Genomic DNA, 14,436 nt, shown 5'->3' on the forward strand with positions numbered 1-14,436 from the left:
GGGGCCGGCCGGTCGCACGGCGCTCCACCCGCCGCTGCCCTCGGCCCTGGGGGGTACGACACGATGACGGACGGTGTGATGGGGGTCCACACGGCGGCGGCCGGACCGGCGCTCGCGACGGGCACGGCAGGCGATGTGCTGGCGTGGTACCTGAACACCCAGGCCGGGGACTTCCTGCGGAGCCTGCGGCAGCAGCGCGAGAGCGGGGCCGACGCCGATGAGGCGGCCGAGGCCGCCCGGCTGCTGCGCCGCTGCGCGCGGCGGATCAGCGGCACGCTGTACGTCTACCGACCGCTCACCGACACCGCGTGGGCGGATCAGCTCCGCACCGAGCTGGTGTGGCTGTCCGGCACGCTCGCGCTGGAGCACGCCTACGCGGCACGCCTGACCCGGCTGCGCGGCGCCCTCCACCGGCTCTCGGGCGCGGGCGCCCCGGTGGACGGGGCGGCGGACGCGGCGGCAGGTGCGGCCGGCGCGGGCGGGGACGCCCAGGTGGATGTCCGGGTGGATGCTCGGGTGGATGCGGCGGCGGATGCGCGGGGCGACGGGGCGGCGGGGGACGCGGCGGCGCAGCGCCCGCCCCGGGCCGCCCGCCGCGGCGTCTCCCTGACGGCCGACGCCGCGTATGACACCCGTGACGGTGCCCATGACGCCGTGAAGGACACCGCCGACGCGAACGCGGACGCGACAGCCGTCGCGGCCCCGGGGCGCGAGGCCGGGGCGGCCGGGCAGCGGGGCGACAGGGCGAGGCAGCAGCCGGGCGGCGGCGCCGGACCGCGGTCGGGCGGCGGCGCGGACGAGGCCCGGGGCGGGGTGCTCACGGTCGGGGCCGCGCGGGCCGGGGCCCTCCTGGAGCGCCAGCTCACCCTCGCGCGGACCCGTGCGCACACCGCGGCCCTGCAGGTGCTCGGCTCCTCCCGCTTCCACGCGGTCGCCGACGCGGTCGCGCTCCTCGCCTCCGAGGTCCACCTCGACGAGGCCGCCGCGGCCCGCCCCGCAGAGCTCGCCCTGCCCCCGCTCGCGGAGCTGGCCCATCGGCGGCTGGTCGAGTCGGTCGAGGCCCTGCCGCTGGGCCGGGCCGGGCATCCGTACAACGCGGAGGCGCTGGTCCACGGCCTCGCCGCGACCCCGGCGGCCGACGCCCCGCCCGCCAGCGAGCGGCAGGACGCGCCCTGGGACCAGGTGCGGCGGCTGGTGCGGCTGCGGCGTTACGCCCTGGAGGTGCTTGACGCGGGGCAGCGGCCGGACGGCGCCGGGCCGGTGGAGGCCGATCCCTCCCTGTCCGTACGGCTGCTGGCCGCCGGACAGGCCCTCGAACGGCACCGGGACGCGGCCGAGGCGGCGGCCGCCGCGGCCGCCGCGGCCCGGACCCCGCGGATCGCCCCGGCCACCGCCTATGCCCTCGGCGTGCTGCACGCCGACCAACGACACGAGGTCGAGGCCGCCCGCTTCGCCTTCGGGCGGATCTGGCAGCGGATCGCGGCTTCGGCGCATGGCTGAGAACGCGGTGATCCGCGCGGCGGGGTGCGTCCTGTGGCGGCGCTCCCCGCGCGGCGGCGGGCCGGAGATCGCGCTCGTGCACAGACCGCGGTACGACGACTGGTCGCATCCGAAAGGCAAGCTCAAGCGGGGCGAGGAGCCACTGCGGGGCGCGGTGCGCGAGGTGCTGGAGGAGACCGGGGTGGTCTGTGTGCCGGGCGCCGCGCTGCCCACCGTGCGCTATCCGGTCAACGGCCGCCCCAAGGAGGTCCGTTACTGGGCGGCGGAGGCGGCCGGGGCCGACGGCACCCACGGCGCCGACGGGGCCTTCGTGCCCAACGACGAGGTCGACCGGCTCGTCTGGCTGCCCCCGGGCGAGGCCCGGGCGTGGCTGACGCATGACCACGACCGGGCGCTCGTCGACGCGTTCCTGGACACGCTGAGCCAGGGTGCCTAGGCCCCGGGCCGCCTGCGCCGCTGTGCCTTGTCGGCCAGCGCGGGCGGCGTGTAGTAGCTGTCGTCCCGGTTGAGGTCCGTACCCGGCGGCACGATCTCGTCGATGCGGTCAAGGACGTCCTCGCTCAGCTCCACGTCCACCCCCGCGAGCAGGTCCTCCAGTTGCTCCATCGTGCGCGGGCCGATGATCACCGAGGTGACGGCCGGGTGGGACCGTACGAACGCGATCGCCAGGTGCGGCAGCGAGAGCCCCGCCTCCGAGGCCAGCTCGGCCAGTTTGCCGACGGCCTCGAGCTTGCGTGCGTTCTGCGGCAGCGAGGGGTCGAACTTGTGCTTCTCGATGGCCGCCCGACCGCCCGCAAGGTCTACATCGGAGGCCTTGGTGTAGCGGCCGGACAGCCAGCCCGCGGAGAGCGGGCCCCAGGTCAGCACGCCCATCCCGTACTTCTGTGCGGTGGGCAGCACCGCAGCCTCCACCGAGCGCGCCAGGATCGAGTACGGCGGCTGTTCGCTGCGGAAGCGGACGTGGCCGCGCCGCTCGGAGGTCCACTGGGCCTCCACGATCTGCTCCGCCGGGAAGGTGGAGGAGCCCACGGCCCGCACCTTCCCCGCCCGGACGAGGTCCGACAGGACCGAAAGGGTCTCGTCGATGTCGGTCGTCGGGTCGGGCCGGTGGATCTGGTACAGGTCGATGTAGTCCGTGTCGAGGCGGCGCAGGCTGTTCTCGATCTCGCGGGTGATCCAGCGCCGGGAGTTGCCGCTGTGGTTGGCGTCCGGTCCCATCGAGCCATGGGCCTTGGTCGCCAGGACGACGTCGTCACGGCGCCCCTTGAGCGCCTTGCCGACGATCTCCTCCGATTCGCCGCTGGAGTAGATGTCGGCGGTGTCGACGAAATTGATGCCCGCGTCCAGGGCGCGGTGGATGATCCGTACCGAGTCGTCGTGGTCCCGGTTGGCCAGGCTCCCGAACATCATCGCGCCCAGGGCGTATTCGCTGACCGAGATGCCGGTGCCGCCGAGGATCCTGCGCTTCATGGGTTCCGCCTTATGGGGATGTGTCTGTGGGTGCGGTCTGTGACCACAGCCTCGGACGTGCGCGACCGGGACACCAGGCCCGGTTCAACCTGGGTCTGGCAGAACCACCTGGACGGCCGCCTTCCGGCACCATCCGCGGCGGGCTCCGGGCCGCGCCGCGGATAATGGAGCGATGGGCGATGCGGAGCCGGAGATCAAGGCGTTCCTGAGGGCGCGGCGCGCGGCGCTCGACCCCGCCGAGCTGGGGCTGCCCGAAGGGCTCGTACGGCGCCGGGTGCGGGGGCTGCGCCGCGAGGAGGTCGCGCAGCTGGCGGGGATCAGCGTCGACTACTACACCCGTATCGAACAGGGCCGCGCCCCCGCCGTCTCGGACTCGGTGGTGGACGCCCTCGCGCGGGCGCTGCGGCTGACGCCGTCCGAGCACATGTATTTGCGCAACATCACGCTGCCCCGGCACGGGCACGGGCACGGGCACGGACAGCCCCTGGACCCCGGCCCCCGGCCGCGCGTACGGCCCGAGGTCCGGCTGCTGCTGGACGCCATGGACGAGACCGTGCCCGCCTTCGTCTTCGGGCCGGGCGGGGACATCCTGGCCTGGAACCTGCTGGGCGGCAGGATCGCCTTCGACTACGCGGCGATCCCGGAGCGCGAGCGCAACTGCTCCCTGCTGGTTTTTCTCCACCCGGACGCCAAGGCCCTGCACCCGGAGTGGGACACGGTCGCCGACGAGACGGTGGCGAGCCTGCGCGCGGAGGCCGGGCGCCACCCCGACAGCCTCCGGGTGGGCCAGGTCCTCCACGAGCTGCTGGGACGGAGCGAGGAGTTCCGGCAGCGGTGGGAGGAACAGGAAGTGCGGGAGCGGACCAGCGGTGCGAAGCTGATCCGGCACCCGGTGGTGGGGGATCTTGAGCTGAGGTTCGAGGCCTTCGTCCTGCCCTCGGACCCCGGCCAGGTGCTGTGCACCTACGCGGTGGAGAAGGGCTCCCCGACGGCCGAGGCGCTGCGGGCCCTGGCGCGCGGCACGGTGCCGGTGGGGTAGTGGCGTAGCGAGAAGCGTTACGCGCCGCCCTCCCGGGTACGGGTGAACACCCGCTCCCGGGCAGCCTCAAGACCCGTCGCCACCGCGCCCAGCAGCACCGCGTCCTCTCCGAGCGCGCTCGCCGCCACCTTCGGCCGCAGCGGCCCGATCCGCTGCAGGGTCAGCTCCACCGTCCGCAGCAGCAGGTCCGCGCTGTGGCCGACGCCGCCGCCGAGCACCACCAGGTCCGGGTCGAGCACGGCCGCGACGGCCGCGACCACATGGGCCAGCCGCTCGGCCTCCTGCCGTACGGCCTCCAGCGCGGGCGCGACCCCGTCCCGCGCCGCGTCGAAGACGGCCTTGGCGGTCAGCGGCTCGGACCTGGTCCCGGACATGCCGAGCTCCCGGGCGGCGCGTACGACCGCCTCGGCCGCGACGGCACCCTCAAGCCCCTGCCGCTCGGCGCCGCCCACCTGGGGCAGCAGCGGCAGGAAGCCGATCTCCCCGGCCGCCCCGTGCGCGCCGGTGAACAGCCGGCCGTCGGCGACCACGCCCATGCCGAGCCCGGTGCCCACCAGGACGTACACGAAGAGCCTGCTGCCCCGCCCCGCGCCGAAGGTGTACTCGCCGAGCGCCGCCAGGTTCGCGTCGTTGTGCACCGACAGCGGCGTCCCCAGCTCCTCGCGCATCCGGTCCAGCAGGCCCGCGCGCCCCCATCCGGGCAGGTTGTCGGCGTAGCGCACCCGGCGCCGCTCGGGGTCGTAGACACCGGGCACGCCGACGACGGTGTGCGCGACCAGGGCCGGGTCCACCCCGGCGTCGGCGATGACCCGGCGGGCGGCGGCGACGGTGAGGTCCGCCATGGCGGCGGCGCTGCGGCCGCGGTTGCGGACCTCCGCGCGCGCGACGACGGTGCCGTCCAGGTCGGCGGCGGCCACGCGCAGCCAGGCGCGCCCGATGTCCAGGCCGAGGACGTAACCGGCGGTCGGGTCCGGCTCGTACAGCACGGCGACCCTGCCCCGCTCCGGCGGCGCCTGCCGGCCCGCCTCGCGTACGAGACCGGCCTCTTCGAGGGCGGCCAGGGCGCTGGAGACCGTGGGCTTGGACAGGCCTGTCCCGCGGGCGAGCTGGGCGCGGGAGGCGGGGCCCTCGGCGCGCAGCCGGGCCAGCAGGAGGCGTTCGTTGTTGCTGCGCAGCCGCTGCCGGTTCCAGGGTTCCGCGTCTTGACTCATCAAGTAAGGCTCCTTAACTTAATCACACTCGCACGGCGAGCCAGGGAGGTCCAGATGGCAGGAGGACCGGCGCTCAGCAAGCCCCCGCCGGGCGGGGCGAGCGGCGCGGACGGTGGGGACGGCGCGGGCGGCGGAAACGGCGGCGGGGGCGGGGGGAACGGCGAGGGGAACGGCGAGGGTGGATTCGTCCGCCGGATCGGGCTGTTCCAGGCCACCGCCATCAACATGAGCCAGATGTGCGGCATCGGGCCGTTCGTGACCATCCCCCTCATGGTCGCCGCCTTCGGCGGGCCCCAGGCCGTCATCGGCTTCCTCGCGGGCGCGGTGCTGGCGCTGGCGGACGGGCTGATCTGGGCCGAGCTCGGCGCCTCGCTGCCCGGGGCCGGGGGCAGTTACGTCTATCTGCGCCAGGCCTTCCAGTACCGCAGCGGCAAGCTGATGCCCTTTCTGTTCGTCTGGACGGCGATGCTGTTCATCCCGCTGATCATGTCCACGGGCGTGGTCGGTCTCGTGCAGTACCTCGGCTATCTGTGGCACGGCATGACGCAGACGCAGGGCGATCTCGTCGGGCTCGGCGTCATCGCCCTGGTCGTGGTGTTGCTGTGGCGGGGTGTGGAACACATCGCCAAGCTCAGCGCCGTGATGTGGGGCGTGATGATCGCCTCCGTGGTGCTGGTGATCGCCGCGGCGCTCAGCGACTTCGACCCGGACAAGGCGTTCACGTACCCCGCGCACGCCTTCGACCTCGGGTCCGGCCATTTCTGGACCGGCTTCGCGGCCGGGCTGACCATCGGCATCTACGACTACCTCGGCTACAACACCGCCGCGTACATGGGCGCCGAGATCAAGGACCCCGGCCGCACCCTGCCCCGCGCGATCTTCGCCTCGATCCTCGGCATCATGGGCATCTACCTGCTGCTCCAGATCGGCACCCTCGGCGTCATCGACTGGCATCAGATGCTCGACTCCGATTCGGTGGCGTCGCAGTCCGTCGCGTCCGCGGTCCTGGAGGAGACCTGGGGGAAGGGGGCGGCCGATGTCGTCACGGTCCTCATCCTGGTCACGGCCTTCGCGTCGGTCTTCGCGGGGCTGCTCGGCGGCTCCCGCGTCCCCTACGACGCCGCCCGCGAACGCGTCTTCTTCCGCCCGTACGGCACGCTCCACCCGCGCCACCGCTTCCCCGTGCTGGGCCTGGCCACGATGGGCGTGGTCACGGCCGTCGGCTTCCTGATCGGCCGCCACACCGACCTGGCCACGCTGATCCAGCTGCTCACCACGGTGATGGTCATCGTGCAGGCGCTGGCGCAGGTCCTCGCCGTGACGGTGCTGCGCCGCCGGCAGCCGGCGCTGCGGCGGCCGTACCGGATGTGGCTGTATCCGGTGCCGAGCGTGGTCGCGCTGGTCGGCTGGCTGGTGATCTACGGATACGCGGACAAGAACTCGCCCGGACGCCATCCCATCGAATGGTCGCTGGCGTGGGTCGCGGCGGGGTGTGTGGCGTTCCTGCTCTGGTCCCGGTTCGAGAAGGTGTGGCCGTTCGGGCCCAAGGAGATCAGCGAGGAGTATCTGGACGGTCGTGGGGGCGGCGGTCGCGGGGGCGGCGGTCGCGGCCATGGGGCGGCCAGGGCGGACAAGGCAGACCCGGACGGGACGGACGGGACGGACGGGGTCACGGGCGCGGCGCCAGCGCCTCCCAGCTGACGGTGACCTCGCCCTGGCGCCAGCGCCGCGGGCCGTCCACGAGCGGCCAGCCCGCGGCGCGCAGCGCCTCGGCGCTGCGTATCCAGCGCTGGCGCGCGCCCAGCGCCGCGTACGGGGCGGCGGCCGCCCAGGCGCGGTCGAAGTCGCGCAGGAAGGCGTGCACCGGCTCGCCCGGCACATTGCGGTGGATCAGCGCCTTCGGCAGCCGTTCGGCCAGGTCGGAGGGGCGCTCCAGGGAGCCGAGCCGCGCGGCGAAGGTCACGGTGCGCGGGCCGTGCGCGGTGAGGGCGACCCACACATGGCGCCGCCCGATCTCGTCGCAGGTCCCCTCGACCAGCAGCCCGCCCGGCGCCAGCCGCGCGCACAGCCGCCGCCACACGTCGGCGACCTCGTCCTCGTCGTACTGGCGCAGCACATTGGCCGCCCGGATCAGCGCGGGCCGCGCGCCGTGCGGCAGCGGCACCTCGAACCCGCCGTGCGCGAAGTCCAGCCCTTCCCGGCGGTACGGCCGCGCGGCGGCGACCCGGTCCGGGTCGATCTCGACGCCCACGACCCGGGCGTCCGGCCGTACCGTACGCAGCCTGCCCAGCAGCTCCACGGCGGTCCACGGCGCGGCCCCGTAGCCCAGGTCCACGGCGACGGGCGCCTCGGCGCGGCGCAGCGCGGGGGCGTGGGCCGCGGCGATCCACCGGTCCATGCGGCGCAGCCGGTTGGGGTTGGTGGTCCCCCGGGTCGCCGACCCGATGGGCCGGCCCGGCGGCGAGGAGGGCTGCGGAGGGACGCGGGCAGACATGACGCCGAGCCTAAGCGCCGACGTGTCCGCCCCCGGAACATCACGCTTTGGCAAAGAGCGGACACGCTTCGGCAAAGCGGAAATGGGAACGAGAGGTTCCGGTGTTGTCGGGTTGACGGGGCCCGTCCGGATTCCGCTACCCGAGTCCGTCCCGGCAAGGAGGATCGCGCGGTGAGCCAGCATATTTCCCGGCTCGGCGGCCTGAGAGGCCGTTCCCACGGACACGGAGCGTTCGGCGGGCCGCACCACCAGCGCCTGAGGCGCGTCGGGCGCCGCCCGCGCCGGATCGCGATGCTCAGCGTGCACACCTCGCCACTGCACCAGCCCGGCACCGGTGACGCGGGGGGCATGAACGTCTACATCGTGGAGCTCTCCAAGCGGCTGGCCGCCCTCGACATCGAGGTGGAGATCTTCACCCGCGCCACCACCGGCGCCCTCCCGCCCGCCGTCGAGCTCGCGCCCGGCGTGCTCGTACGGCATGTGGACGCCGGTCCGTACGAGGGGCTGGCCAAGGAAGACCTCCCGGCCCAGCTGTGCGCGTTCACGCACGGCGTGATGGGGGCCTGGGCGGGGCAGCGCCCCGGGTACTACGACCTCGTCCACTCCCACTACTGGCTCTCCGGCCACGTCGGCTGGCTGGCCGCCCAGCGCTGGGGGGTGCCGCTCGTCCACGCCATGCACACCATGGCCAAGGTCAAGAACGCCGCCCTCGCGGAGGGAGACACCCCCGAGCCCACGGCCCGCGTCATCGGCGAGGAGCAGATCGTCGGGGCCGCCGACCGGCTCATAGCCAACACCGAGGAGGAGGCGGACGAGCTGGTCCGCCACTACGGCGCGGACCCCGAGCTGGTCGCCGTCGTCCACCCCGGGGTGAACCTGGAGCGCTTCCGGCCCGCCGACGGCCGCGCCGCCGCCCGCGCGCGTCTGGGCCTGCCCCCGGACGCGCTGATACCGCTGTTCGCGGGGCGCATCCAGCCGCTGAAGGCGCCCGACATCCTGCTGCGCGCGGTCGCCCATCTGCTGGACGAGGACCCCCGGCTGCGCGAGCGGATCGTCGTGCCGGTGGTCGGCGGGCCGAGCGGCAGCGGGCTGGCGAAACCGGAGCGGCTGCACAAGCTCGCGGCCCGGCTCGGCGTCAGCGATGTGGTCCGCTTCCGGCCGCCGTGCACCCAGGACGAGCTCGCGGACTGGTACCGGGCGGCGTCGGTGCTGGTCATGCCCTCCTACAACGAGTCGTTCGGGCTGGTGGCGGTCGAGGCCCAGGCCTGCGGCACGCCGGTGATCGCCGCCGAGGTGGGCGGTCTGCCCGTGGCCGTACGGGACGGGTACAGCGGCATCCTGGTGCCCGGCCACGACCCGGCCGACTACGCCCGGGCGCTGCACCGCCTCTCCGGGGACCCCAGGCTGCTGAATCGTTTGAGCAGTGGGGCCGCCCACCACGCCGAGCGCTTCGGCTGGGACAAGGCGGCCGCGGCGACGGCGGACGTCTACGCGGAGGCGATGCGCGGGTCGGCAGCAGCTGATTCGGTTGTTGGCCGTGGCTGGCCGGTGTATCCCTCGTCCGGGTGAATGGGGGCGGTTTCCAGGGGGTCTGTGTGTGCTGGGAACGCATGATCGGTGGTGGCGGCTGAGTTCGTGGTGTCCCGGGAGAGGGGGAGCGGTGGCGCGTCAGCGTGGGGGGAAGCGTGTGTTGCGTACGATCGCGCCGCCGTTCACCGTGTCCGCGCCCTCGGGTGCGCGGATTCGGGACCGGCTGCGGCTCGATGGCGCGGACGAGAAGGTCCTCACCCTGGCCGGGCAGCATCTGGGCCGTCATGGGCGGGCGGATCTGGCTGAGCGTGTTGCGATCGGCCTGGTGCCGGTGAAGGACAACCGGCGGGCCGGGCGGAAGAAGAAGCTGACCGGGGTGTCGTGGTCGCGCTGGGCGGGCGCGATGACCCGTGTCAGCGAGGACCAGTACCAGCTCAGTATGCGCTGCCTGTACGACGAGCGTGCCGGGCTCCGCCGCGCCATCAAGAAGATTGCCCGTCGCCTCGCGGTGCCGTGCGGGCAGCGCAAGGGCAGGACGCGCGGCTACCAGGGCCGGGGCGAACGCTTTCAGAAGCAGCGCCGCCTCCAGGCACTGAAAGCCCGTCTTGCCGTGGTCGAGCAGCGCATCGCCGAGGGGCGGCCGTCCGTGGTCGTGGGCGGGCGTCGTCTGGCGAAGCTGCGGCACCACCTGGACCAGGCCCATCTCACGGCCGAGGGGTGGCGCGAGCGGTGGGAGGCGGCCCGGCTGTTCCTCACCGCGGACGGCGAGTCCGGGGCCCCGCATGGGAACTACACCATCACGGTGGATCCGGCGGACGGCAGTGTGACGATTGTGCTTCCTGAGCCGCTGAGGCATCTGGCGAACGCGCCGCGTGGCCGCTACCGGCTGGCCTGCACCGTCACCTTCCACCACCGCAGACCAGAGTGGCTGGACCGCGTGACCGCGCACCAAGCCGTCCGCTACGACATCGTGCACGACCCCGTGCGCGGCCGCTGGTACCTCGATGCCTCGTGGTCGGCGGCGCAGACCATGCTGCCCTCGCCGCAGGAGATCCGGGCGGCGGGCGGGCGCATGCTCGGGGTCGACCTGAACGCCGACCATCTCGCGGCGTACGTGCTCGACCCGCATGGCAACCCGGTCGGCGCGCCCATCACCGTGCCGCTGGAGTTGACCGGCCCTGCCTCCCGGCGGGACGGCAGACTGCGGACCGCTGTCACCGCCCTGACAAAAATCGCCAGGATGTATGGCTGCACCGGGATTGTGGTCGAGAACCTGGGTTTCACCGACGCCCGGCACACGGGCCGGGAGACGATGGGGCGCGGCCGGCGTGGCAAGGCCTTCCGGCGCACGGTGGCCGGTATCCCCACCGCCAGGTTCCGGGAACGGCTGCGCGGCATGGCTTACCACCAGGGGCTGGTCGTGGTCGCCGTGGACCCGGCCTACACCTCCCGCTGGGGCGCCCAGCACTGGCAAGCACCCCTCGACGATCAATCGAAGACCAAGGTCACCCGGCATCACGCGGCCGCGGTGGCGATCGGCAGACGCGGCCTGGGACAACGGATCCGGCGTCGGCCAGGTGTGACCGCTCCCGACCAGAGGATCGGACAGCGGAGAGCTACCGGCCAGACCGCATCCGTGCCCAGGCCGCGTGGGACCACGAGCCCACCCAGGACCACAGGCACGCCCCACACGGGCGGCAAGACCTGCCGGAGCCGAAGTGACCAGCTCGTGCCGTTCCCCGCGCCCAGGACCGTTCGGGGTGCACCCGGAACCAGACGCCTCCCGCCTGGCCCGGAATATGTTGATTTGGTCAATGCTGACCAGTAGCGCTAGGAACGGTACCGTCGCCTACGATCGGTTCATGGGTGACGCCGAGGTAAGGAACCAGACCGCCACGACAGAAGCCGCCAAGGCCGTGATCGAGCAGACGCTGCGCGACGCCGAACTGGAGTGGGAGAACCCCTCCGACGGCACGTACGTGGTCACGCTGCCCGGCACCCGCAAGCTGTCCACGACCTGTTCGCTGCGCCTGGGCCGGCACTCGCTGTCGGTCAACGCCTTCGTCGTCCGCCGCCCGGACGAGAACCACGAGGCCGTGCACCGCTGGCTGCTGGAGCGCAACACCCGCCTGTACGGGATGAGTTACGCGATCGACCAGCTCGGCGACATCTATCTGGTGGGCCGGCTGCCGCTGGCGGCGGTCACTCCGGAGGAGCTGGACCGGGTGCTCGGCACGGTGCTGGAGAACGCCGACGGCAGCTTCAACACGCTGCTGGAGATGGGGTTCGCCAGCGCGATCCGCAAGGAGTACGCGTGGCGTACGGCGCGCGGCGAGTCCACGCGGAACCTGGCGGCGTTCGCCCATCTGACCCGCGAGGCCTGAGCGCGGCGCTCGGCGGCGATTCACGGTGAAGAATTTCGTCCCCTGAGGCCTCTTCCTTGTGCACCGGTCACCGACCGGGAAGCATCAAAGGAGGACAAGATGGGGGCCGACCATGGGTAACGGGGAGTTCGAGGGCTGCGAAGACTTAGGGGAGTTTGAGGACTTCGAAGATTTCTACGCCCGGACCTACCCCTGGCTCGCCGCCCGCGCGGTGATGCTCAGCGGCAATCGGCAGAACGCGGAGGACGCCGTCCAGGAGGCGTTCATCGAGGCGATGCGCCGCTGGCCGGCCGTGCGGGCGTGCGCCTCGCCGGAGGGGTGGGTCGCGACCACCATGCGCCGCAAGCTGTCGCGCGACGGCCGGCGCTGGTGGTTCCGGTGGAAGCCGGTCGAGCTCACCGTACCGGCCGCCACCACCGCCACCGTGGAGGAGACCTCCGAGGCGCTGGCCGTGCTGCGCGCGCTCGGCATGCTGCCGCCGCGCCAGCGCCAGGTGGTCGTGATGCACTCCCTGGAAGGCATGAGCTACGCGGAGATCGGCGCCGCGCTCGGCATCAGCGCCGGGAGCGTCGGCAGCAATCTGCACAAGGCCCGCGCCCGGCTCGCCCTGTTGCTCGACGTCTCGCCGGAGCTCGGCCGGCCGGGGGATTCCCTGGTCCCGGGCGTGCGGACCGACCCGCTGTCCGCGGCGCTGCGCGGCGCCGCGGCGTGGCTGCTTGATGGGCTGCACGGCGACGCGCACACACGGAGTCGACTGCCGCACGACCGGAGACAGCCGTGATCGCCACTGCCGTCGCCGCCGCCCGGGCCGTGCTGGCCCTGGTGCTGCTGGTCGTCTTCTACGCGCTGGTCGCGCTCCTGGTCCTGGTGTGGGTGGCGTTCCTGGTGCTGGGGCTGTGGGCCGCCGGCACGCCGGAGAGTACGGCGCCGCCCACCAGCACCATCCTGGCCTGCGCCGCGTTCGCGCCGATCATGGCGGGCATGGTGTGGGCGGTGGTGCGCACCGCGCGGCCCGCCGTGCCGCCGGAGAACACGGTGTGGGCGAGCCGCCGCAGGGCCTCCGCGTTATGGGCGGCCGTCGAGGAGCTGGCCGAGGGCGTGGGCACCGCCCCGCCGGACGCCATCCGGCTGACCGCCGAGGTCAACGCCTCGGTCACCGAGGACGCCTCGTTCCTCGGCCTGGTGCCCGGCCGCCGCACCCTCTACCTGGGCCTGCCCCTGGTGGTGGGCCTGCCGCCGGCCGAGCTGCGCGCGGTGCTCGCGCATGAGCTGGGCCACTTCTCCCGCCGCCACAGCCGCTTCGGCGCCCTCGCCCACCGCGGCTCGGCGGGGCTGGTGGCCGCCTGCGAGGCGATCCGGAGCGCGGCGGCGGCCAACGACCTGGTGCGGCTGTACGCGGGCGGGCCCCTGCTGCTGCTCCGCGGCTACACGCGCGTCTTCCGCCTGCTCACCCGGCCGGTCCGGCGCCGCCAGGAGCTCGAGGCCGACCGCGAGGCGGCCCGGGTGGCCGGGGCGCGGACCGTCGCCGATGCCCTGCGCTCGGCGTCCGCGCTGGAGGTGGCCTGGCTGGAGTTCGTCGCGGGTTTCCTCACCCCCGTACGCCGGGCCGAGGGGCGCGTACCGGACGATCCGTTCCGCGCCTTCGCGGACATGGTGGACGCCCCCGAGCTGCGGGAGCCGTTCGCCGCGCTCCGGGCGAAGGCCGCCGAGCGGCCCGCCGACCGCGACGACCCGCACCCTGACCTCGCCACCCGCCTGGGCCACCTGTCCCGCCTCCCCGACCGGCCCGCCGAGGGCGGCGTCGCCGAGCCCGTCGAGGTGCCGCGAGGGTACGCGGTCGAGCTGGCCCGCACGCTGTACCCCGGCCTCGGGACGACGCCGACCATGCCGTGGCGGGACTGGCTCGGGCTGCTGGCCGAACACCGGGCGACGCGGCTGCTGAAGCCGCTGGCGGAGGCGGTCCGCACGGTCGAGAAGGCCGAGGGGATATCCGGGGAGCCGCCCCGGGGGCTGACGATCCAGCGGGTCCTGCGCGTGCTCGACAGCGGACGGCGGATGCCGCTCGCCCGCGCGCTGGGCAGCCGCGTGCGACCCGATCAGAGCACTGAGAGCGCTGAGCGAGCCGAAGGGAGGCACGCGGGGACCGGGCAGGGCCCGTTGGACCTGCTCGCGGAGGCCCTGTACGTGCTGATCGGGGCGCAGCTGGTCGCACGGGGGAGCGCGCACTGGACGATGAACTGGACCGGCCCGGGCACCCTCGTACCGCCCGAGGGCATCGCGCCCGAGACGATCCGGGACTGGGCCGGCACCGCCGTACGCCGCCCCGGGGAGACCCAACGGCTCGGCCTGTACCTGGCCGCGCTGGGGGTGGACGAGCGGGCGCCGCTGCCGGGGGAGAGGGCGCCGGACGGGGCGGAGGCGGCCGGCGAGCGACCTCCCGGCATGTCGCGACCCGCCGGGATCAGCATCACGCCCGGCGTGGCCGCGCCCGCCCAGCGGCGTATCTCCGGCATCCGGGTGCTGGCGCTCACCGTGCTGCTGGGGATGACGGCCGTGTCCTGGCTGCTGTGGGCCAACCGCGGGGAGCGGACCTACCCCGGCACGGGATGGCACCCGACCGGCACCTACGCCCCGGCCACGGGCGGCGCCGGGCTGCCGGGGCAGGTGCCGGGTGCGGGCGGGTACTCGGCCTGGCCGACCACGGCCCCGTCCTTGCCCCTGCCCACCGCTCCGATCTGGACGCCGGGGACGGTGCTGCGGCCGAGTCTGGACATCGAGTCCCTGGTGCCCAGGCGCACTCGGTGAGGC

The 14,436-nt window shown here is 73.9% G+C and carries 12 protein-coding genes; 9 read left to right on the forward strand and 3 right to left on the reverse strand.

The window, feature by feature from the left end; translation table 11 throughout:
* Positions 1–63: 63 nt before the first annotated feature.
* Together ACFZDL_RS17480 and ACFZDL_RS17485 are read left to right on the forward strand one after the other, a co-directional pair.
* Entirely contained in the window at positions 64–1,500 is a 1,437-nt protein-coding gene (locus ACFZDL_RS17480; RefSeq protein ID WP_353588771.1) for a CHAD domain-containing protein, read from the forward strand.
* A complete protein-coding gene (locus ACFZDL_RS17485) occupies positions 1,493–1,936 on the forward strand; it encodes an NUDIX hydrolase (RefSeq protein ID WP_353588769.1) in 444 nt (147 codons plus the stop codon). The genes ACFZDL_RS17480 and ACFZDL_RS17485 overlap by 8 nt, the downstream gene beginning before the upstream one ends.
* Here ACFZDL_RS17485 and ACFZDL_RS17490 read toward each other — a convergent pair.
* Positions 1,933–2,970 carry an aldo/keto reductase gene (locus ACFZDL_RS17490; RefSeq protein ID WP_353588767.1) on the reverse strand — a complete coding sequence of 346 codons (1,038 nt, stop codon included), beginning with the start codon at positions 2,968–2,970 and terminating at the stop codon, positions 1,933–1,935. The two genes, ACFZDL_RS17485 and ACFZDL_RS17490, sit on opposite strands and share 4 nt — an antisense overlap.
* A gap of 172 nt (positions 2,971–3,142) precedes the next feature.
* On the opposite strand from ACFZDL_RS17490, the gene ACFZDL_RS17495 reads away from it, so the two are divergent.
* Entirely contained in the window at positions 3,143–4,009 is an 867-nt protein-coding gene (locus tag ACFZDL_RS17495; RefSeq protein ID WP_353588765.1) for a helix-turn-helix transcriptional regulator, read from the forward strand.
* A gap of 17 nt (positions 4,010–4,026) precedes the next feature.
* On the opposite strand, the gene ACFZDL_RS17500 is transcribed toward ACFZDL_RS17495, so the two are convergent.
* A complete protein-coding gene (locus ACFZDL_RS17500) occupies positions 4,027–5,220 on the reverse strand; it encodes an ROK family transcriptional regulator (protein ID WP_353588763.1) in 1,194 nt (397 codons plus the stop codon).
* Between the two features lie 54 nt (positions 5,221–5,274).
* Between ACFZDL_RS17500 and ACFZDL_RS17505 the strand changes: the two genes are divergently transcribed.
* The gene (locus ACFZDL_RS17505) at positions 5,275–6,921 is read left to right on the forward strand and encodes an APC family permease (RefSeq protein ID WP_353588761.1); all 1,647 of its coding nucleotides are present in this window, start codon (positions 5,275–5,277) and stop codon (positions 6,919–6,921) included.
* Here ACFZDL_RS17505 and ACFZDL_RS17510 read toward each other — a convergent pair.
* Positions 6,890–7,714: a class I SAM-dependent methyltransferase gene (locus ACFZDL_RS17510; RefSeq protein WP_353588759.1), complete on the reverse strand. Its 825-nt coding sequence runs from the start codon at positions 7,712–7,714 to the stop codon at positions 6,890–6,892. The genes ACFZDL_RS17505 and ACFZDL_RS17510 overlap by 32 nt on opposite strands.
* 171 nt (positions 7,715–7,885) lie before the next feature.
* Between ACFZDL_RS17510 and mshA the strand changes: the two genes are divergently transcribed.
* The 5 genes from mshA to ACFZDL_RS17535 all read left to right on the forward strand — a co-directional run bounded on the left by mshA (position 7,886) and on the right by ACFZDL_RS17535 (position 14,433).
* The gene (gene mshA, locus ACFZDL_RS17515) at positions 7,886–9,283 is read left to right on the forward strand and encodes a D-inositol-3-phosphate glycosyltransferase (protein ID WP_353588757.1); all 1,398 of its coding nucleotides are present in this window, start codon (positions 7,886–7,888) and stop codon (positions 9,281–9,283) included.
* Positions 9,284–9,401: 118 nt separating this feature from the next.
* Positions 9,402–11,072 (forward strand): hypothetical protein, encoded by a 1,671-nt coding sequence (locus ACFZDL_RS17520; protein WP_353588755.1) that lies wholly within the window; start codon positions 9,402–9,404, stop codon positions 11,070–11,072.
* 34 nt (positions 11,073–11,106) lie between these two features.
* Positions 11,107–11,628, forward strand: a complete 522-nt coding sequence (locus ACFZDL_RS17525; RefSeq protein ID WP_353588753.1) for a YbjN domain-containing protein — start codon at positions 11,107–11,109, stop codon at positions 11,626–11,628.
* A gap of 112 nt (positions 11,629–11,740) precedes the next feature.
* A complete protein-coding gene (locus tag ACFZDL_RS17530) occupies positions 11,741–12,409 on the forward strand; it encodes a SigE family RNA polymerase sigma factor (protein ID WP_353588751.1) in 669 nt (222 codons plus the stop codon).
* Positions 12,406–14,433 carry a M48 family metallopeptidase gene (locus ACFZDL_RS17535; RefSeq protein WP_353588749.1) on the forward strand — a complete coding sequence of 676 codons (2,028 nt, stop codon included), beginning with the start codon at positions 12,406–12,408 and terminating at the stop codon, positions 14,431–14,433. Before ACFZDL_RS17530 ends, ACFZDL_RS17535 begins: the two co-directional genes overlap by 4 nt.
* Positions 14,434–14,436: the final 3 nt, after the last annotated feature.

The organism is Streptomyces sp. NPDC007917, assembly GCF_042959105.1.
Taxonomy (GTDB): domain Bacteria; phylum Actinomycetota; class Actinomycetes; order Streptomycetales; family Streptomycetaceae; genus Streptomyces.

Coding starts and splice junctions, on each gene's coding strand:
- ACFZDL_RS17480 (WP_353588771.1), top strand. CDS start 64: ATGACGGACGGTGTGATGGGGGTCCACACGGCGGCGGCCGGACCGGCG.
- ACFZDL_RS17530 (WP_353588751.1), top strand. CDS start 11,741: ATGGGTAACGGGGAGTTCGAGGGCTGCGAAGACTTAGGGGAGTTTGAG.
- ACFZDL_RS17500 (WP_353588763.1), bottom strand. CDS start 5,220: ATGAGTCAAGACGCGGAACCCTGGAACCGGCAGCGGCTGCGCAGCAAC.
- ACFZDL_RS17510 (WP_353588759.1), bottom strand. CDS start 7,714: ATGTCTGCCCGCGTCCCTCCGCAGCCCTCCTCGCCGCCGGGCCGGCCC.
- ACFZDL_RS17490 (WP_353588767.1), bottom strand. CDS start 2,970: ATGAAGCGCAGGATCCTCGGCGGCACCGGCATCTCGGTCAGCGAATAC.
- ACFZDL_RS17525 (WP_353588753.1), top strand. CDS start 11,107: ATGGGTGACGCCGAGGTAAGGAACCAGACCGCCACGACAGAAGCCGCC.
- ACFZDL_RS17495 (WP_353588765.1), top strand. CDS start 3,143: ATGGGCGATGCGGAGCCGGAGATCAAGGCGTTCCTGAGGGCGCGGCGC.
- ACFZDL_RS17485 (WP_353588769.1), top strand. CDS start 1,493: ATGGCTGAGAACGCGGTGATCCGCGCGGCGGGGTGCGTCCTGTGGCGG.
- ACFZDL_RS17505 (WP_353588761.1), top strand. CDS start 5,275: ATGGCAGGAGGACCGGCGCTCAGCAAGCCCCCGCCGGGCGGGGCGAGC.